This is a genomic window from Ideonella sp. WA131b, assembly GCA_023657425.1.
GTDB lineage: Bacteria > Pseudomonadota > Gammaproteobacteria > Burkholderiales > Burkholderiaceae_C > Rubrivivax.
Genome location: JAGTJW010000002.1, coordinates 268,182 through 287,177, shown reverse-complemented (window position 1 = coordinate 287,177; position 18,996 = coordinate 268,182). Strand labels below are relative to the sequence as shown.

The following is an 18,996-nucleotide window of genomic DNA, read 5'->3' as shown; positions in this document are numbered from 1 at the left end:
TTGCAGAGATGCCTGTTGGGCCTGGTGGGCGGGGTCGGAACTGCTCAACCCGGGAAGTCCGCCAGCCCGAAGCGGCGCGGCTCGGTGCCGCCGCTGTCGTGCCTGGTCGGGTGGCGCTTGCGTGGCCGCGTCACCAGCGGGCCCAGGACGGCCAACGTGGCGAACAGCAACGCGAGTTCGAGGTGGTAGACGATGGCGTATCCCGTGGCGGGCATCATGAGTGCCTCGCCCAGGGCACCACTCATCGCCAGGTGGCCGACGCCGTCGCGCAGCGCGCCGCCCAGTGCCACTGACAGGCCGGCCGCAGTGGCAACGACACCGCCCCAGGCACCCAGCACCATGCCGTGCAGGCCACCGCTGTCCAGCGACATCGCGGCGCTGAGCGTTCCCACGGAGAACAGGCCGCCACCAAAGCCGATGAGCGCCACACCGGCACGGAACAGCAGCGGCGAGCCCAGCGGCTCGGCGAAGAGCACGAGCGAGAACGCGGCCAACCCGAAGAGCAGGCCATGGGCGGCAAGCCGGCGCGGGCAGGTCCCGCGCGACAGCTGCCGCGCGGCCCACGCGAAGGCCAGCAGCGCCCCGGCGGCCATGATGCCGGTCAGGCTCGTGGTCTGGCCGACGCTCAGGCCCAGCACTTCGCCGCCGTAGGGCTCGAGGATGATGTCCTGCATGCCGAAGGCTGCCGTGCCCAGGCCCACGGCCAGCAGGAAGCGGGCGACTCGACCGTGCTGCGCGAACTGCGCCCACCGTTGCGAGAAACGCGAGGTGTCGGGTGGCGCTGTGGCGCGGCTGCGGTTGCGGGCCTCCTGCTTCCACACCGCGACGGCATTGAGTGCCAGACAGACGACGGCCGTGCCTTGCACGACCTGAACCAGTCGCGTGGGGGTGTAGTCGGCCAGCAGCACACCGAACAGCAAACCGCTGCCCACCATGCCCACCAGCAGCATCACGTACATCAACGCCACCACGCGTGGGCGCGTAGCCTCGGTGGCGCGGTCGGTGGCCAGAGCGAGGCCGGCGGTCTGTACCGTTTGCGCGCCGGCACCGGCCAGCAGGAAGGCGAGCCCTGTCGCCACGTGGCCCGCCACCTGCTGTACGGTGGTCTCCCCTGTCAGCAGGACGAGCGCGAAGGGCATGATCGCCAGTCCGGCGAACATCGCCCCGCTGCCGAACCAGACAAAAGGCACGCGACGCCAGCCCAGGGCGCTGCGGTGATGGTCGGACTTGAAGCCCACCAGCGCGCGAAATGGTGCGAACAGCAGGGGCAGTGCCACCATCAGGCTCACCAGCCAGGCCCCGACGCCCATCTCGACGATCATCACGCGGTTGAGCGTGCCCACCGTCAGCACGCCGACCATGCCCACGCTCACCTGAAACAGCGCCAGCCGCACGAGCTGGGCCAGTGGCAGCTCGGGTGTGGCCACGTCGGCAAAGGGCAGATAGCGCGTGGCCACGCCCGACCAGTCCACGAGGCCGCGGCGACGGACGAGGCCGAGGGCGGAGCCGAAGAGGTCCATGGGCCGACTCAAGCCCGCGGAGCCTGCAGGCGGTAGGCCTGCGAGGTGTAGAAGCCGCTGGCGATGCGTCGCGAGTCGGCCAGCTGCCAGCCGGCCATGGGTGCGTGCAGCCGCAATTGGCGCGCCAGCGCGGCCTGCGACACCGGCACGATGGACGGCGATCGGTCGGCACGCGGGAACAGCTTGCCGGCGCCGTAGAAGGCCCACAGCAGCGGGCTTGCGGGCGCGAAGGTGATCACCATGCTGCCGGCGGTGCGGTCGGCGAACTGACCGAGCACGCGCACGGCATCGGCCGTGCGGTAGTGGATCAGCGAGTCCATCGCCACCACGTGGTCGAAGCGGCCGAGTTCGGGGCTGCTCATGTCGCCGCTGCGGAAGTCGATGGAGCCGCGTGCGCCTTCGGCCTGCAGCTGCGCCAGGCAGCGCTCGCGCGCCACGTCCACGAGCTGCGGGCTCAGGTCGATGGCCAGCACCTGGGCGCCGCGGCGTGCCAGCTCGAGGGCGAAGCTGCCGGTGCCGCAGCCGGCGTCGAGCACGCGCTGGCCGCGCAGGTCGGCCGGCAGCCAGCCCAGCAGCGTGTCGCGCATGCGGTCGCGCCCGGCGCGCACGGTGGCGCGCACGCGGCTCACGGGGGCCGTGCTCGTCAGGCGCGCCCACGTGTCGGCCGCGGTGCGGTCGAAGTAGTGCTCGATCTCGCCGCGGCGTTGCACGTAGCGCGCGTCGGCGCCCGGCCAAGCCAGAGCCGCAGAACCGGCTTCGCCGGGCTGCTGGCGAACGGCTCCCTCGGGGGGTGCCGAGCGAAGCGAGGTTGGGCGCTCAGTCATAGCCCAGCAGATCGAAGATGTCGCGGTCCTTCATCGGCACCGAGGGCAGGGGGTCGGAACCCGCCCACATGCTGGCCGCCAGTCGCAGGTACTCCTTCTGCACGGCCTCGATCTCAGGCGTGCTCTCCATCTCGAAGATCGTGCACTTCTTCAGCCGGCTGCGGCGGATGGCGTCGAGGTCCGGCAGGTGCGCCGCCAGCTTCAGCCCGGTGCGGGCGTTGTACTTGTCGATCTGGTCGGTGCCGGCGCTGCGGTTGGCGATGACGCCACCCAGCCGCACGCGGTAGTTCTTGGCCTTCGCGCCGATGGCCTGCACGATGCGGTTCATCGCGAAGATCGAGTCGAAGTCGTTGGCCGTGACGATCATCGCCCGCTCGGCGTGCTGAAGCGGCGCCGCGAAGCCGCCGCAGACCACGTCGCCCAACACGTCGAAGATCACGACATCGGTGTCTTCCAGCAGGTGGTGCTCCTTGAGCAGCTTCACCGTCTGGCCGACCACGTAGCCGCCGCAACCCGTGCCCGCGGGCGGGCCCCCGGCCTCGACGCACATGACGCCGTTGTAGCCCTCGAAGACGAAGTCCTCGGGGCGCAGCTCCTCGGCGTGGAAGTTCACCGTCTCAAGGATGTCGATGACGGTGGGCAGCATCTTCTTCGTCAGCGTGAAGGTGCTGTCGTGCTTGGGGTCACAGCCGATCTGCAGCACGCGCTTGCCCAACTTGCTGAAGGCGGCGCTGAGGTTGGAGCTGGTGGTGCTCTTGCCGATGCCGCCCTTGCCGTAGATGGCAAAGACCTTGGCAGTGCCTATCTTGACGTTGCCGTCCTGCTGCACCTGCACGCTGCCCTCGCCATCTTCGCGGGGGTCCGGGGCCGGGCGGGCGCCGCGGCCGATGTTCGTGACGGGGACTTCGGTGACGTTCATGCGGCGGCTCTCTGGTGGACGTCCTGGTACGGGCCGTCGAAGACCCCTTCGAGGCGGTCTTCGAGTTCCTCGCCCGCGCGCTTGAGCGCGGCCAGGGTGTCGGCGTCGGGTTGCCAGTACTGGCGGTCACAGGCCTCAAGCAGACGGCTCGCAACCTTGGCGCTGGCGGTGGGGTTCAGGGTGGCGAGGCGTTCGCGCATCGCCGGGTCGAGCACGAAGGTCTCGGTGAGGTGCTGGTACACCCAGGGGGCGACCTGACCGGTTGTCGCGCTCCAGGCGAAGGTGTTGGTGATGCTCGCCTCGATCTGGCGCACGCCCTCGTAGCCGTGCTCCAGCATGCCTTCGTACCACTTGGGATTGAGCATGCGGGTGCGGGTTTCCAGCGCCACCTGTTCTGAGAGCGTGCGCACGGTGCCGCTGCCTTCGCTGCGTGTCTGGTCGGAGATGTAGACCGGCACCTCGGCCGCCGCGCCTGTGGCGCCGCCGGCCACCTTGGCGCGCTTGACCGCCCGACTGATGCCCCCGAGCGTGTCGAAGTAGGTGTCGATGGTGGTGACGCCGAGCTCCACCGAATCCAGGTTCTGATAGGTCAGCGCCACGTCGGCCAGCACGTGGTTGAGCAGCGCCGCCTGCGCGACCGGCTTGCCGGCGCGACCGTAGGCGTAGCCCTTGCGCTTGGTGTAGGCCTCGGCGAGTTCGTCTTCGTCTTGCCAGGTGCTGCTGTCGACCAGCAGGTTGATGTTGGCGCCGTAGGCGCCGTCGGCATTGCCGAACACGCGCAGCGCGGCGGTCTCAAGATCTCCGCCGTGCTCGCGCTGCCAGGTCAGGGCATGCTTGCGCACAAAGTTCTGCGTCTCGGGCTCGTCGGCGCTGGCGGCCATGAAGGCGGCCTCGGCCAGCATGCGGATCTGCAGCGGCAGCAGGTCGCGAAAGATGCCCGACAGCGTCATCACCACATCGATGCGGGGGCGTCCCAGCTGCTCCAGAGGGATCAGCATGGCCCCGGCCAGGCGTCCATAGCCGTCGAAGCGCGGCGCCGCGCCCATCAGCGCCAGCGCCTGGGCCAGCGGCGCGCCCTCGCTCTTGAGGTTGTCGGTGCCCCACAGCACCAGCGCCACCGTCTCCGGCAAGCCGTGGCCGTCTTGCGCGTGGCGCTCCAGCAACTTCTCTGCCTGGCGCGTGGCGTCGCGCACGGCCCAGGCGCTGGGGATGCGGAAGGGGTCGAAGCCGTGCAGATTGCGCCCGGTGGGCAGCACTTCGGGGTTGCGCATCACGTCCCCGCCGGGGGCGGGCGGCACGAAGCGGCCGTCGAGGGCGCGCACGATGCCAGGGATCTCGTGGTCCTCGGCCAAGAGGTGGTTGTGGTGGGCCAGCGCTGCCAGCGCGGCCAGTGCGTCGGCGTTGGCCGGGCGGCCCGCGTCGGCCAGGGCCTGCCCGGGCGTGCGGCCCCGGGTGATGGCCTCGACGCATTCGCGGCTCAGCCCCGCGGGGTTGTCGGCCTCGACGATGGCCCACAACAAGCTGGCACGCTGGTTCGGGCGTGGAGGCTTTCCGACGACGTGAAGGCCGTGGGGAATGAGCGTGTACTCGAGCTCCAGCACCTCGGCGGTGAGGCGTTGCACCTGGCGTTCGGCCTCGTCAAGCAGCCAGGGGGGCTCGGCGGCGGCCAGTTCCAGGCGCGCGGCCTGCGACTGGATCAAGGTGGCAAGCGCCTGCTGCTCGGCGCCCGCATCGCGCCCGCGCCAGCTTTGCATCGAGCTCTTCAGGTCGAGCAGTCCACGGTACAGCCCCGCCTCAGAGACCGGCGGCGTGAGGTAGCTCACCAGCGTGGCCGCCGCGCGGCGCTTGGCGATCGCGCCTTCGCTGGGGTTGTTGCTGGCGTAGAGATAGAAATTGGGCAGGTCGCGGATCAGCCGGTCGGGCCAGCAGTTGCCCGTCATGCCGCTTTGCTTGCCGGGCATGAACTCCAGCGAGCCGTGGGTCCCGAAGTGCAGCACGGCGTCGGCCTCGAAGTCCTCGCGCAACCAGCGGTAGAAGGCGCTGAAGGCATGCGTCGGCGCGAAGCCGCGCTCGAACAGGAGGCGCATCGGGTCGCCCTCGTAGCCCATGCCGGGCTGCACGGTGAGCACCACGTTGCCCAGGTGCACGCCGAGCACGAAGATCGAGCGGCCGTCGGAGAGCTGCCGCCCCGGCGCCGGGCCCCAGGCGGCCTCGATCTCCTTGAGCCAGCGCTCGCGCTTCACGTGGTCAGCCGCCGGGATCTGCGCGAGCACGTTGGCATCGGCGCCGAAGCGCGCCCGGTTGCCCTGCAGCAGCCGCAAGCGCAGTTCGTCGGCGCTGGCCGGCAGATCGACCGTGTAGCCCTCGCGCTGGAGGCCCTTGAGCGTCTCGAAGGCACTCTCGAACACCGAAAGGTGAGCCGCCGTGCCCAGGTTGCCGGCGTTGGGCGGGAAGTTGAACACCACCATCGCCACGCGGCGTTCGCTGCGGGCCTTGCGGCGCAGCGCCACCAGCTTGGCCACGCGCGCAGCCAGCATCGCGGTGCGCTCGCTGCAGGTCTGCATGTCGGTATCGGCCTGCTCGAAGTGGCAGGCCTTCTCGCAGCCGCGGCAGGTGCTGCCGGCCGCGCCGCCGCGGCCGCCGTAGACACCGGGGCCGGTGGCGCCGTCGAGCTCGGGGATGGCGACCATGATCGTGGTCTCCACCGGCAGAAGACCACGCGCAGAGCCGCCCCACTCGGGCAGGCTCTGGAACTCCACCGAGTGCGCGGCGACGTAGGGCACGTCGAGCCGGGCCAGGATCTCTTCGGCGGCTCGAGAGTCGTTGTAGGCCGGTCCGCCGACCAGCGAGAAGCCGGTCAGCGAGAGGACCGCGTCCACGGTGGCGCGGCCGTCAGCCATGAAGAAGCGCTCGATGGCCGGGCGTGAGTCGAGACCCGACGCGAAGGCCGGCACCACCTGCAGGCCCTGCACCTCGAGTGCGGCGATCACGCCGTCGTAGTGGCGCGCGTTGCCGGCCAGCAGGTAGCTGCGCAGCAGCAGCAGGCCGACGCGGCCCTTGGCCCGATCGGCAGGCACCAGCTGCGGCAGTGCAGCGATCTCGTCAGACAGCCGGCCAGGCAGGCGCGGGTGGTAGACGCCGACCTCGGGGTACTCCACCGGGCCGTCCGCCGTGGTGTGACCGCGCAGCGTGGCCCGAGCCCCGGTGCCCACGGCCATGCCGGCGTAGCGGTCCACCAGGAAGCGGACCATGTTGACGACGTTGTCTTGCGAGCCGCCGAGCCAGTACTGCAGGGTCAGGAAATAGGCCCGCACGTCTTGCGCGGTACCGGGGATGAACTTCAGCAGCTGCGGCAGCCGGCGCAGCATCTTCATCTGGCGTTCGCCGCTGCTGGCGCTGGGGGCGTTGCCGTCCTTGGCCTGCTCGGCGCCACTCTTGCCGCGGAGCTTCTTCAGCAGCGCCAACACGCCGCTGGCCGGCTTGGCCATGTCGAACTTGCCCATGCGCGTGAGCCTGGCCACCTCGCCGGCGCTCATCGCGCAGACCATGGCATCGCAGTGCTCGCGGCGCGCTGCCAGCGCATCGAGCACCGGCTTGAAGTGCTCCTCCATGAAGAGCATGGTCACGACGATGATGTCGCCCTGCGCGATGTCGTCCCTGCAGCGCTGCAGGGCCTGCGTGTCGCAGGCCCACTCGGAGGCCGCGTGCATGGAGAAACGCAGGCCAGGCAGTTGACGCTCCAGTGTGCCGCGGGCGCGCTCGGCCGCGCCTTGCAGGTGCGGGTCCATGGTCACCAGGACGAAGCGCAGCGAGGGCGGGGCGGTGGTCTTCATGTGATGCGTCAGTTGATGCGTCTGATCAGCGTCCAAAGTGGGCCTTGGCGTCGTACAGCGTCTCGACGGTGATCAGGGCCAAACCTCGCTCCACGGCGAAGCGCTCGGTGTTGCGGCGGGCCTTCCCGCGCACGAAAAAGGGCACCTTCTGCAGCTCCTTCTGCGCGTCGGGGGCCCAGGTGGCGCCGGACTGCGCAGCCACCGGCACGGCAGCGTCCACCGGTGCGGGCTCGTTGGCGGCGGGCGCGGGCGCGGGTTCGACCACCGGCGCCTGGCTGGCCACGGGCACGCTCTCGGGTGCTTCCCGCGGCGCGCCGGCGTGCGACAGGTGCGAGGCTGCGGCGCCCTCGTGGAACTCGAAGTCCTCGCGGAACATGGTGAGCAGGTGCTCCTCGAGGCCCATCATCAGCGGGTGCACCCAGGTGTCGAACAGCACCGCGGCGCCCTCGAAGCCCATCTGCGGCGAGTAGCGCGCCGGGAAGTCCTGCACGTGCACGGGTGCACTGATCACCGCGCAAGGCAGCTTCAGCCGCTTGGCGATGTGGCGCTCCATCTGTGTGCCCAGCACGAGCTCGGGCTGGGCCTCGGCGATCTTCTGCTCGACCTCGAGGTAGTCATCGCTGATCAGCGGCTCGACGCCGTACTTCGCGGCGGCCTCGCGCAGATCGCGCGCGAACTCGCGGCTGTAGGTGCCCAGACCCACGACCTGGAAGCCCAGTTCCTCGGCCGCCACGCGCGCGGCGGCGATGGCGTGCGTGGCGTCGCCGAACACGAACACGCGCTTGCCCGTGAGGTAGGTGCTGTCGACCGAGCGCGAGTACCAGCTGGCGCGCGAGCTGCTGCGCGCCAGCAGCGCCGTGGCGTCGATGCCGGCGAGCGCCGCGACCTCGGCGATGAACTGGCGCGTCGCGCCCACGCCGATGGGTACGGTCTTGGTGAAAGGCTGACCGAAGGCGCGCTGAAGATAGCTGGCGGCCTGGCCGGCGATTTCGGGGTAGAGGACGACGTTGAAGTCGGCCTCGTGCAGGCGGGAGATGTCGGCGGCGCTGGCGTCCAGCGGCGCCACCACGTGCACGTCGACGCCGATCTGGGCCAGCAGCTTGCTGACCTCGGCGACGTCGTCGCGGTGGCGGAAGCCCAGCGCCGTGGGGCCCAACAGGTTGCAGCACTGGCGCTCGCGCGCCGGGCGGCGCGGCACGGCATCGCGGCGAGGCGCCAGCGCGCGCACCAACTGGTACAGCGTCTCCGAGGCGCCCCAGTTTTCCTTGCGCTGGTAGGCCGGCAGCTCCAGCGGCACCACCGGCACCGGCAGCTTCAGGCCCTGGGCAAGGCCGCCGGGGTCGTCCTGGATCAGCTCGGCCGTGCAGCTGGCGCCCACCAGCAGCGCCTTGGGCCGGAAGCGCTCGAAGGCCTCGCGCGTGGCGGTCTTGAACAGCTCGGCGGTGTCGCCGCCCAGATCGCGCGCCTGGAAGGTGGTGTAGGTGACGGGCGGGCGGCGGTCGCGCCGCTCGATCATGGTGAACAGCAGGTCGGCGTAGGTGTCGCCCTGCGGCGCGTGCAGCACGTAGTGGACGTCGGTGAGGGCCGTGGCCACGCGCATGGCGCCCACGTGCGGCGGGCCTTCGTAGGTCCAGAGCGTCAGTTGCATGGTGTCAGGCTGCCACGCGCGCGGGGTTGGACCGCGCCAGCAGGGCCTTGCGGCGCAGCGGGCGGGCGAACAGCTCGGCCAGGTCTGCCGCCTGCTCGTAGCCGTGGATCGGCGTGAACACCAGTTCGATCGCCCACTTGGTGGTCAGGCCCTCGGCCTCCAGCGGGTTGGCCAGGCCCAGCCCGCAGACGGTGATGTCGGGCCGGTCGGCGCGGCAGCGGTCGAGCTGCTGCTCGACGTGCTGGCCCTCCGACAGGCGAGTGCCCGCAGGCAGCAGGGCCAGTTCCTCGGCCATCAGGTCCCGGTGGAGGAACGGTGTGCCCACCTCAAGCAGCTTCGCGCCCAGTTCGCGCGCGAGGAAGCGCGCGATCGGGATCTCAAGCTGAGAGTCCGGGAAGAAGAAGAGGCGCTGGCCCTCCAGCGACTCGCGCAGCCGCGCCAGCGCCACGGCGGCACGCTCGCGCGCGCTGCTGGTGACGTGCTCCACCACCGCGTCGGCCACGCCGAATGCGCGGGCCGCAGACTGCAGCCAGCCTGTGGTGCCTTCGACGCCGATGGGGAAGGGCGCCGCGATGCGGCGCGCTCCGCGGGCCTCGAGTGCGCGGGCGGTGTCGCCGAGGAATGGCTGCGCGAGCAGGAAGCGCGTGCCCTCGCCCACGGCGGGCAGCTGGTCGCTGCGCCGCGCCGGCAGGAAGCCGATGCGCGCCGGCAGCCCGAGCCGGCCGAGAAGCCGCGCGAGCTGGTCTTCGACGATGTCCGGCAGCGCGCCCACGACCAGCAGCTGCGACTCGGCCGTGTTCGCCATCACCGGCACCAGCGAGGCCAGGCAGGCGTCCTCGCCCTGCGTGAAGGTGGTTTCGATGCCGCTGCCGCTGTAGTTGAGGACACGGACGCGCGGCAGGAACTGCGCGGAGAGCCGCTCGGCGGCGCGGGACAGGTCGAGCTTGATGACCTCGCTGGGGCAGCTGCCGACCAGGAACAGCGTCTTGATGTCGGGTCGGCGCTCCAGCAAGCGGGCCACCACGCGGTCGAGTTCGTCGTTGGCGTCGGCCAGACCGGCGAGATCGCGCTCGTCGAGGATGGCCGTCGCAAAACGGGGCTCAGCGAAAATCATCACCCCCGCGGCGCTCTGCACCAGGTGCGCGCAGGTGCGCGAGCCCACCACCAGGAAGAAGGCATCCTGGATCTTGCGGTGCAGCCAGACGATGCCGGTGAGGCCGCAGAACACCTCGTGCTGGCCACGCTCGCGCAGGACGGCGGCGGTGCTGCAGCCGCCGGCGGCTGCGTGCAGCGGGATGACGGTGTTCATGCGGGGACTCCCTGGCCGGCCGCGTCGGCGGCGCGTGCGGCCAGGCGCGCGGCACGCAGCTTGAGGACGAACTGGGTGGCGTTGATGAGATAAGCGGCATAGGCGGCCAGCGCCAACACCATCAGTCCTTGCGGACCCAGCCAGCCGGCGAACAGCGTCACCAGATAGGCCGTGTGCAGCGCCAGCACCAGCATGCTGAACACGTCTTCCCAGAAGAAGGGCTCGGCGAACAGGTACACGCCGTACACCACCTTCTCCCAGATGCAGCCCGTGACCATGATGGTGTAGAGCAACAGCGTCTTCAGCAGCACCGAGGCCGTCGCGATCTCATAGCCGGTGCCAGCGGCCAGGTAGCGCAAGACCAGCACCGCACTGGCGGCGAACACGACGAACTGCAGCGGCGCCAGGATGCCCTGCACGAGGGTCCAGGCCGAGGCGTCGCGCCGACGCCGCTGCTCCGGGGTGTACAGCGGGCTCCGGTGGGCGGGGGCGCGGGAGGGGGTGGACATCGTCGGCTCGGTTGCGGGGGCGGGTCCCGTGGCAGTCCCGCATGTCAGGGATGTGGGCAGCCTAGGGGCTGGACGCGCGGATGTCAATCGAGATAGACGTAAACTGACATTGACACTTCGGGAGGTGGATGATTCACCCGGCCCCACCGTTGCATTCGAGGCGGCGGGGCCTTCATCACAGCGCCCAGGCGCAGCCACCGCAGGATGGCCGCGCGCGACCCGAAGACGAGGATCAGGATGAGCGTGACTGGCCGATCCACGCCCGCGCCGGGTGGGTCTGGCCCTTTTGACCACAGCGACGCCCCGGTGTACAAGGCAGGCTGTTGCAGTGCTCGGCCGGCAAAGCGGATCCGGGCCGGGGATTCCGGGCCGACCAAGGCCCCGCCTGGCGGTGCTGGGTCGGGGAGGGTCGGCGGCCCCTGGCAGGATCCGCTGCGGTCGCTCCCCGGAGCGACCGCAGCGGCGGCGGTGAGGAGGTACCCAGCATGCGGCCCAGCCCGTCCCCGAAGCCCGGCCAGCCTGAGCCTTGCACGCCCAGCTCAACCGTCTGGCCTCCCGCAACCCCCGATCCGCAGCCCGCGCGGGTGGATGCCGACTTGAACGCCGTCCGCCTGCGCGTCTCGCGCCTGACCCGCACGCTCGAGACCGACGTCATCCCGCGCCTGGTCAGACAGCACCGCGAGACCCCCGGCGCCGAAGGTCCCGGTCCCGCTCCAAGGGAGATCCAGGCCTTTGTCGACGCGCTCATCGCCGAAGACGACGAACGAACCGACCAAATGATCCAGGCCCTGCGCCAGCGGGGCGTGTCCGTGGCGACCCTCTACGTCGACCTGCTGGCCCCGGCGGCCCGCGAGCTCGGGCTTCTCTGGGAGCAGGACCGTGTCGACTTCGCCACGGCCACCGTCAGCCTGGGCCGTCTGCAGCGCCTGATGCGCCAGCTCAGCCCCGACTTCGGCCGTGAGGTCGAGCACCCATTCCACGGCCGCCGCGTACTGCTCACGCAGCCTGAGAGCGAACAGCACATGTTCGGCCTGTCGATGGTCGCCGAGTTCTTTCGCCGCGAAGGCTGGGACGTCCTGGGTGGTGTTGCCGGGGTCGGGGTCGAGGCCGTGGCGTGGGTGAGACGCGACTGGTTCGACGCCGTGGGTTTTTCCCTAGGCAGCGAGACCGGCCTGCCGTGGCTGCGCGATACCATCGCGGCCGTTCGCTTGGCGTCGCGCAACCCGTCACTGGTGGTGCTCGTCGGTGGCCCCTTGTTCTCGATCCATCCTGAGTGGGCGGGTCAGGTCGGCGCCGACGCCACCGCCGACGGGCGCAACGCCCCCAGCGTGGCCGAGGCGCTGGTGACCCAACGTGTGCGGGAGCAGTCCGGGGCTGCACGCGTGACCTGATCCGAAAACCCGGGAGACGACCACCTTGATTCGGGCCCCGAACTGCCGTCAGCAACCGAAAGACCTCCCATGAGGCGGCCGGCAGCCCGCAAGCCGGATCTGATCGGCGACTTCGACTCTCGCGTGGCGAACCGCCTTCTGGGCACCGCCAGCGACATCGTTCTGGTGCTCGACCGCGATGCGGTGGTCCTGGATCTGCGTGTCCCGGATCCCCAACTGGCCCTGTTGCTGGGCGAAGGCTGGCGCGGCCGCCTCTGGCGCGACCTGGTCACGGTGGAAGGGCGCGACAAGATCGACTCCCTGATCAAGGACGTGCGAGCCGGACAGCCGGCCCGCTGGCGGCAGGTGAACCACGCCGTGCACGGGCGTGACGACATACCGGTGAGCTACACGGCCCTGGCCCTGGTCGACGAGGCGACAGACCTGCAGGCCCCGGCCCTGCTGGCACTGGGCCGCGACCTTCGCGCGACGGCCCAGTTGCAGCGCCGCCTGGTCGATGCCCAGCAGGCGATGGAGCGCGACTACTGGCGCTTTCGTGAAGCCGAGACCCGCTACCGCACCTTGTTCCAGACTGCCTCGGAGGCGGTTCTGATTGCCGACAGCCTGACGCTGAAGGTGCTGGAAGCCAACCCCGCCGCCGAGGCATTGTTCGGCCGCGCGGCGGGCCGGCTGGCCGGGATCGCGCTGCCCGGGCTGTTCGAAGGCTCTTCGCAGGGCCGGCTCCAGGCCTGGTTGGCGGGCAGCCGCAGTGGCTTGGCCGACGCTGCGCCGGAGCGCACGCGCGTGCGTCTGTCCAGCGGCTCGGCTTCGCCGCCAGACGCCGAGTTCGAGCTTTCGCTGGCGGTGTTCCGCCAGCAGCAGTCATCGCAGTTGCTGCTGCGCGTGCGCCCTGCCGCTGCCGCCTCGGCGGACGGTCGGCGCTCGGCCCGTGCCGCTGGCCACGCGCCCGCCGAGGACCACACCCATCTGCTCGAGGCCTGGGAGCGCCACACAGCCGACGCGCTGGCCTTCACCGATGGCCAGGGCCGTGTGTTGCGCGCAAACGCTGCCTTTGCGACGCTGGCGCAACTGGCCAGCCCCGAAGCGGCCCGCGGTGCGCTGCTCGATCGCTGGCTCGGCCGCACCGGCGTCGAGCTCAACGTGCTGCTCACCAATCTGCGCAACGCCGACGTCGTGGCTGCTTTCCCGACGGCGCTGCGCGGCGAGGTGGGGGTGGAGCATGAGGTCGAGGTGTCGGCGACCCGGCTGGACGTCGGGGCCTCGCCGGCTCTGGCCTTCTCGATCCGCGACATCGGCCGCCGCATCGACAACGCCGACCGCGGCGTGGCGGCCCTGGGGCGCTCCCCCGGTGAACTCACCGAACTGGTCGGTCGAGTGCCGATGAAGGACATCGTCGCCGAGACGGCCGAGGTCATCGAGCAGCTGTGCATCGAGACTGCGTTGCAGATGACGCACAACAACCGCGCGCTGGCGGCGCAGTTTCTGGGACTGTCTCGGCAGAGCCTCTACGTCAAGCTGCGTCGGTATGGCCTGGCGACCGGTGAGGGTGCTGGCGAGGGTGACGGCTGAAGCTCTGCGCCCGGGCGGCATCAAGCCCGATAGTCAACCCGACATGACGCATATCGTGTAAATTTGGATTGACGTTTTTCAGGCCAGGGGGCACCATGCCGGCATGGCCTTGCCTGCGCCCTCGGCGGTTGCCGAACTGCTGAAGCCGATCACCTGGTTCCCACCCATGTGGGCGTTCGGGTGCGGCGTCGTGGCATCCGGCGAGTCGCTGGACGGGCGGATCGGCCTCGTCGTCGCGGGCGTGTTGCTGGCCGGACCGGCGGTGTGTGCCACCAGCCAGGCGGTGAACGACTGGTTCGACCGCCACGTCGACGCCATCAACGAGCCGCACCGGCCCATCCCCTCGGGTCGCATGCCGGGCCGCTGGGGCCTTTATGTGGCCATCCTCTGGACATTGCTGTCGCTGCTGCTGTCGCTGCTGCTCGGGCCCTGGGGTTTTGGCGCCGCGGTGGTGGGCCTGCTGCTGGCGTGGGCCTACAGCGCGCCGCCGTTGCGGCTCAAGCGCAACGGCTGGTGGGGCAATGCGGCCTGCGGCATCAGCTACGAGGGCCTGGCCTGGTTCACCGGCGCCGCCGTCATGGCCGGTGGTGCGATGCCCGACCTGCGCTCGCTGATCCTGGCGGCGCTGTACAGCGCCGGTGCCCACGGCATCATGACGCTCAACGACTTCAAGTCGATCGCCGGTGATCGCAGGATGGGCATTGCGTCGCTGCCGGTGCAACTGGGCCCGCGACGCGCGGCCCTCGCCGCGGCCGGCACCATGGTGCTCGCGCAGGCGCTCGTGATCGCGTTGCTGCTCGACTGGGGCCGCCCTGTGCACGCCGCCGCCGTCGCCGGCCTCGTGCTGGCACAAGTGCTGATGGCACGCCGCTTTGTCGCCGCGCCGGTGGAGCGCGCGATCTGGTTCAGTGGCCTGGGCGTGACGCTGTTCGTGGCCGGCATGCTGGTCAGCGCGTTCGCGCTCCGGGGCCTGGCATGAGACCGGCCCGCTGCCGCGTGCACGGCCCGCAGGTCCCGTCCCCAAGGGCTGTGCGGTGAGCTGGTTCGCCATCTTCCGAATCGGCCTGGTGCAGATGGCCTTGGGAGCCATCGTCGTGCTCACCACCTCCACGCTCAACCGCGTCATGGTGGTCGAGTTGCAGCTAGCGGCCCTGGTGCCGGGCCTGATGGTCGCGCTGCACTATGCCGTGCAACTGACGAGGCCGCGCATGGGTTTCGGGTCCGACCGTGGCGGTCTGCGCACCCCCTGGATCGTCGGTGGCATGGTGGTGCTGGCCTTGGGCGGCTTCGGTGCCGCGACGGGCACCGCCTGGGCGGCCACGGCGCCCATCGCCGGCTTGACACTGGCCGCCGCGAGCTTTGTGTTCGTGGGCCTGGGTGTGTCGGCCACCGGCACCTCGGTGCTGGCGCTGCTGGCCGCGCGGGTGTCGCCGGAGCGGCGCGCTGGTGCCGCCACGCTGGTGTGGGTGATGATGATCGTCGGCCTTGCCGGCAGCGCGGGCTTGGCCGGAAGCTTTCTCGACCCTTTCAGCCCGCAAAGGCTGGTCCAGGTGTCGGGCGTGGTCTCGGCCGTGGCCCTGGTGCTGGCGCTGGTGGCCATCGCCGGGGTCGAGCGCCGTGCCTTGCGCGTCACCGCGCCCAGCCACGACCGCCCGCCGTTCCGTGCCGCACTGGCCGAGGTGTGGCGCGAGGCAGACGCCCGACGCTTCACCATCTTTGTGCTGGTGTCGATGCTGGCCTACAGCGCGCAGGACCTGATCCTCGAGCCCTATGCCGGCGTCCGCTTCGGCTTCACGCCGGGCGAGAGTACCCAGCTGTCGGGGCTGCAGCACGGCGGCACGCTGGCCGGCATGCTGCTGGCCGCGATGGCCGGGCGCCGTGTCGCCGGTGTCTCGCTCGGTTCGCTGCGCCACTGGATCCTCGGGGGTTGCCTGGCTTCGGCGCTGACGCTGCTGGGCCTGGTGGCCGGTGCCGCGCTCGGGCCACCCTGGCCGCTGCGCGCCAACGTCTTCCTCCTCGGCGTTGCCAACGGGGCCTTCTCGATCGCCGCCATCGGCTCGATGATGGCCCTGGCCAGCCAGGGTCGGGCGTCGCGCGAGGGCACGCGCATGGGCCTGTGGGGCGCCGCGCAGGCCGTGGGCTTTGCCGTGGGGGGAGTGGCCGGCACAGCGGCCAGCGATCTCGCACGCTGGGCCCTCGGCTCCCAGGTGGCCGCCTACGGGATGGTGTTCGCGGTCGAGGCCCTGCTCTTCATCGTCGCCGCCTGGTTGGCGCTGCGCATCGCCCTGCCACAGCCTGCCGCGGCCGCCGCGCCCCGCATTGAACCCGCAACCCGCGCCACACCGCGGGCAGGAGGAACCGCATGAACCACTCACCCAGCGCTCCCCGTACCTATGACGCCGTCGTCGTCGGAGGCGGCCCGGCCGGGGCCACGGCGGCTCACGATCTCGCGCGCCAGGGCTTGAGCGTCCTGCTGCTCGACCGGGCAGGCCGCATCAAGCCCTGCGGCGGCGCCATCCCGCCTCGCCTGATCAAGGACTTCGAGATCCCCGATTCACTGCTGGTCGCCAAGGCCCGTTGCGCACGCATGGTCTCGCCCACCGACCAGCGCGTCGACATTCCGATCGAAGGCGGTTTCGTCGGCATGGTCGACCGCGAGGTCTTCGACGAATGGCTGCGCGAGCGGGCCGCCGCGGCCGGCGCCGTGCGCCGCCGGGGTCGCTTCACTGAACTCGGGCGCGCGGCCGACGGCACTGCCGTCGTGCATTTCGAGACCGACGCCAGCGCAGGCAGCGAGCGCGGGCCGCAGCCGCCGGCCCGCGCCCAGGTGCGGGCTCGGGTCGTCATCGGCGCGGACGGCGCGCGCAGCGAGGTCGCGCGGCAGGCCGTGCCCGGCGCCGAGCGCACCAGCTACGTCTTCGCCTATCACGAGATCGTGGCGCGCCCAGAGCAGCCGCCTGAAGGCTACGACCCGAGCCGCTGCGACGTCGTCTACCGCGGCGAGCTCTCGCCCGACTTCTACGGCTGGGTCTTCCCGCACGGCAACACGCTGTCCGTCGGCACCGGCAGCGCCGACAAGGGCTTCTCGCTGCGCAACGCCACCGCCAAGCTGCGGGCTGCCAGCGGCCTGGACACGGCGCCCACGCTGCGCCGCGAGGGCGCGCCGATCCCGATGAAGCCGCTGCCCCGCTGGGAGAACGGGCGCGATGTGGTGCTCGCGGGTGACGCCGCTGGCGTGGTCGCCCCGGCCTCGGGCGAAGGCATCTACTACGCCATGACCGGCGGCCGTCTGGCCGCCGAGGCGGCCGCCGAATTCCTGCGCACTGGCGAGGCGAAGGCGCTGAAGTTGGCGCGCAAGCGCTTCATGCGCGATCACGGCATGGTGTTCTGGGTGCTGGGCATCATGCAGCGCTTCTGGTACGTGAGCGACAAGCGTCGCGAGCGCTTCGTCAGCATCTGTCGCGACAAGGACGTGCAGCAGCTCACCTTCGAGTCCTACATGCACAAGAAGCTGGCGCGCAAGAAGCCCATGGCGCACGTGAGGATCTTCTTCAAGGACGTGGCGCACCTGCTGGGCCTCGTGCGAGCCTGACTCTGGCGTATCCCACCCCGCGGACGCGCCCCCACCCGCCGGCGCCACCGATCATGACCCGCTCCCAGCCCGACCATGCCGAGCTCGCGCTGCTGGCGCAGTACGCGCCGGAGCTGGCGAGGGCCTTCGCCAGCCTGGCCTGCGACATCGCGATGGTCGTCGACCGCGAGGGCACCATCACGGCCATTGCCCACAACGAGGCGCGCAGCCTGGCCTCCGTCAGCGAAGGCTGGCTGGGCCGGCTGCTCGGCGACACGGTGACGCCGCAGACCCGCCACAAGGTCGACAAGCTGCTCGCCGACGTCGGCACCACCGGGATCGGCCGCCGACGCGAGGTGAACCTTCTGCGGTCGTCGGGTGGCACGGCAGGCGACGAGGAGATCCCGGTGGCCTACACCGCGCTGCGCCTGGGCGCAGAGGGGCCGGCTCTCGCCGTCGGCCAGGACCTGCGGGCGCTGGTGCGCATGCAGCAACGCTTCGTCCGCGTGCAGCAGGAGCTCGAGCGCGGCTATGTGGCTGCCTTGGCCGCCGAACGCGCGGCTGGGAGGGCCTTGCCGGGGCTGGACGAGGCGCCGCTCGACGAGGCCTCACGCGCCGCATTCGCTGCCTGGCTCCTGGCCGAGCGCCAGTCGGGCGATGCGCCGCCGCCCCCGCCGACGGTGCCGCCAGCGGCTTGATCCTGGTCCGGAGCCCTGCGGGGTGATGACCGCCGACTCGGGCACACTGCCGGCCATGACGGATACCGCCCAGGGCCCGCTGCAGGGCCTTCGAGTCATCGAGTTCGCCGGCATCGGCCCCGCGCCGCTGGCCTGCATGCTGTTCTCCGATCTCGGCGCCGATGTCGTGCGCGTCGACCGCATGGCCCCCAGCGGCCTCGGGTTGGCCCTGGCACCGGAGCACGACGTCAACGCGCGCGGTCGGCGCTCGGTGGCGCTGGATCTCAAGCAGCCCGCCGGCCGCGATGCGGCGCTGGGCCTGGTGGCCGGCGCCGACGTGCTGGTCGAGGGCTTCCGCCCCGGCGTGATGGAAAAGCTCGGCCTCGGCCCCGAACCCTGCGCGGCGGCGAACCCGCGCCTCGTCTATGGCCGCATGACCGGCTTTGGCCAGCACGGACCGCTCGCGCCGCAGGCCGGCCACGACCTGAACTACCTCGCGCTCACCGGTCTGCTGCAGGCCATCGGCCCGGCCGGCGGTGCCCCCTTGCCGCCGCTGAACCTGGTGGCCGACTACGGCGGCGGCGCGATGTTCCTGGCCTTCGGCGTGATGGCGGCGCTGTGGGAGCGGCAGCGCTCGGGCCGCGGGCAGGTGGTTGACGCGGCCATGGTCGACGGCGCCGCAGCGCTGGGCTCGATCTTCTGGGGTCTGCGCGCCGCCGGCCAGTGGCACCCCGGGCGTGGCAGCAACCTGCTCGACGGCGGCGCGCCGTTCTACGCCTGCTACGAAACCGCCGACGGCCGCTGGATGAGTCTGGCGGCGCTGGAGCCGAGGTTCTTTGCCGAGGCCGTCGCGCTGCTGGGCCTGGATGCGGAGTGGTGCATCCGGCAGCACGACCGCCGCGCCTGGCCCGCCTTGCGCAGCGCCATCGCCGCGGCGTTCCGCCGCCACAGCCAGGCCGAGTGGACGGACCGTGCCGCCGGCACCGACAGTTGCATCACCCCGGTGCTCGACTTCGATCAGGCCCCGGCGCACCCGCACGCGCAGGCCCGCGAGGGCTTTGTCGAGGTCGAGGGTCAGTGGCAGCCGGCCCCGGCGCCACGTTTCTCGCGCACCCCAGCGCCCGCGCTGCGGCGCCCCGCCAGGCCCGGCGAGCACAGCGACGCCGTGCTCGCCGAGGCCGGCCTGGATGCCGCTGCGCTGCGTGCGGCCGGGGTGTTGCTGTGAG

Annotated in this window: 14 protein-coding genes; 7 read left to right on the top strand and 7 right to left on the bottom strand. The window is 71.1% G+C overall.

Annotated features, from left to right (window positions below; all coding sequences use genetic code 11):
• Positions 1 to 44 precede the first annotated feature (44 nt).
• Genes KA711_11365 through bchF form a run of 7 tightly spaced genes read right to left on the bottom strand, consistent with a single transcriptional unit; the run spans position 45 to position 10,562 of the window.
• On the bottom strand, positions 45 to 1,520 hold the full coding sequence (locus KA711_11365) for a BCD family MFS transporter (GenBank protein MCM0609569.1): 1,476 nt from the start codon (positions 1,518 to 1,520) through the stop codon (positions 45 to 47).
• An 8-nt stretch (positions 1,521 to 1,528) separates the two neighbouring features.
• Entirely contained in the window at positions 1,529 to 2,344 is an 816-nt protein-coding gene (gene bchM, locus KA711_11360) for a magnesium protoporphyrin IX methyltransferase (GenBank protein ID MCM0609568.1), read from the bottom strand.
• Positions 2,337 to 3,263: a ferredoxin:protochlorophyllide reductase (ATP-dependent) iron-sulfur ATP-binding protein gene (gene bchL / locus KA711_11355; protein MCM0609567.1), complete on the bottom strand. Its 927-nt coding sequence runs from the start codon at positions 3,261 to 3,263 to the stop codon at positions 2,337 to 2,339. Before bchL ends, bchM begins: the two co-directional genes overlap by 8 nt.
• Positions 3,260 to 7,096: a magnesium chelatase subunit H gene (locus tag KA711_11350; protein ID MCM0609566.1), complete on the bottom strand. Its 3,837-nt coding sequence runs from the start codon at positions 7,094 to 7,096 to the stop codon at positions 3,260 to 3,262. The genes bchL and KA711_11350 overlap by 4 nt, the downstream gene beginning before the upstream one ends.
• Before the next feature lie 25 nt (positions 7,097 to 7,121).
• Entirely contained in the window at positions 7,122 to 8,744 is a 1,623-nt protein-coding gene (locus tag KA711_11345) for a ferredoxin:protochlorophyllide reductase (ATP-dependent) subunit B (protein MCM0609565.1), read from the bottom strand.
• Positions 8,745 to 8,748: 4 nt separating this feature from the next.
• On the bottom strand, positions 8,749 to 10,053 hold the full coding sequence (locus KA711_11340) for a ferredoxin:protochlorophyllide reductase (ATP-dependent) subunit N (GenBank protein MCM0609564.1): 1,305 nt from the start codon (positions 10,051 to 10,053) through the stop codon (positions 8,749 to 8,751).
• Positions 10,050 to 10,562 carry a 2-vinyl bacteriochlorophyllide hydratase gene (gene bchF, locus KA711_11335; protein ID MCM0609563.1) on the bottom strand — a complete coding sequence of 171 codons (513 nt, stop codon included), beginning with the start codon at positions 10,560 to 10,562 and terminating at the stop codon, positions 10,050 to 10,052. Before bchF ends, KA711_11340 begins: the two co-directional genes overlap by 4 nt.
• A 485-nt stretch (positions 10,563 to 11,047) precedes the next feature.
• On the opposite strand from bchF, the gene KA711_11330 reads away from it, so the two are divergent.
• The 7 genes from KA711_11330 to KA711_11300 all read left to right on the top strand — a co-directional run bounded on the left by KA711_11330 (position 11,048) and on the right by KA711_11300 (position 18,995).
• Entirely contained in the window at positions 11,048 to 11,953 is a 906-nt protein-coding gene (locus KA711_11330) for a cobalamin-dependent protein (GenBank protein MCM0609562.1), read from the top strand.
• 69 nt (positions 11,954 to 12,022) lie between these two features.
• Positions 12,023 to 13,522, top strand: coding sequence for a transcriptional regulator PpsR (ppsR, locus tag KA711_11325; protein ID MCM0609561.1), 1,500 nt, complete (start codon positions 12,023 to 12,025; stop codon positions 13,520 to 13,522).
• Between the two features lie 103 nt (positions 13,523 to 13,625).
• Positions 13,626 to 14,501, top strand: coding sequence for a chlorophyll synthase ChlG (gene chlG / locus KA711_11320; GenBank protein MCM0609560.1), 876 nt, complete (start codon positions 13,626 to 13,628; stop codon positions 14,499 to 14,501).
• A 94-nt stretch (positions 14,502 to 14,595) separates the two neighbouring features.
• A complete protein-coding gene (locus KA711_11315) occupies positions 14,596 to 15,888 on the top strand; it encodes a BCD family MFS transporter (protein MCM0609559.1) in 1,293 nt (430 codons plus the stop codon).
• Positions 15,885 to 17,114, top strand: a complete 1,230-nt coding sequence (locus tag KA711_11310; protein MCM0609558.1) for a geranylgeranyl diphosphate reductase — start codon at positions 15,885 to 15,887, stop codon at positions 17,112 to 17,114. Before KA711_11315 ends, KA711_11310 begins: the two co-directional genes overlap by 4 nt.
• Positions 17,115 to 17,167: 53 nt before the next feature.
• Positions 17,168 to 17,791 carry a hypothetical protein gene (locus KA711_11305; protein ID MCM0609557.1) on the top strand — a complete coding sequence of 208 codons (624 nt, stop codon included), beginning with the start codon at positions 17,168 to 17,170 and terminating at the stop codon, positions 17,789 to 17,791.
• A gap of 55 nt (positions 17,792 to 17,846) precedes the next feature.
• A complete protein-coding gene (locus tag KA711_11300) occupies positions 17,847 to 18,995 on the top strand; it encodes a CoA transferase (GenBank protein MCM0609556.1) in 1,149 nt (382 codons plus the stop codon).
• The last annotated feature ends 1 nt before the right edge of the window (position 18,996 follow it).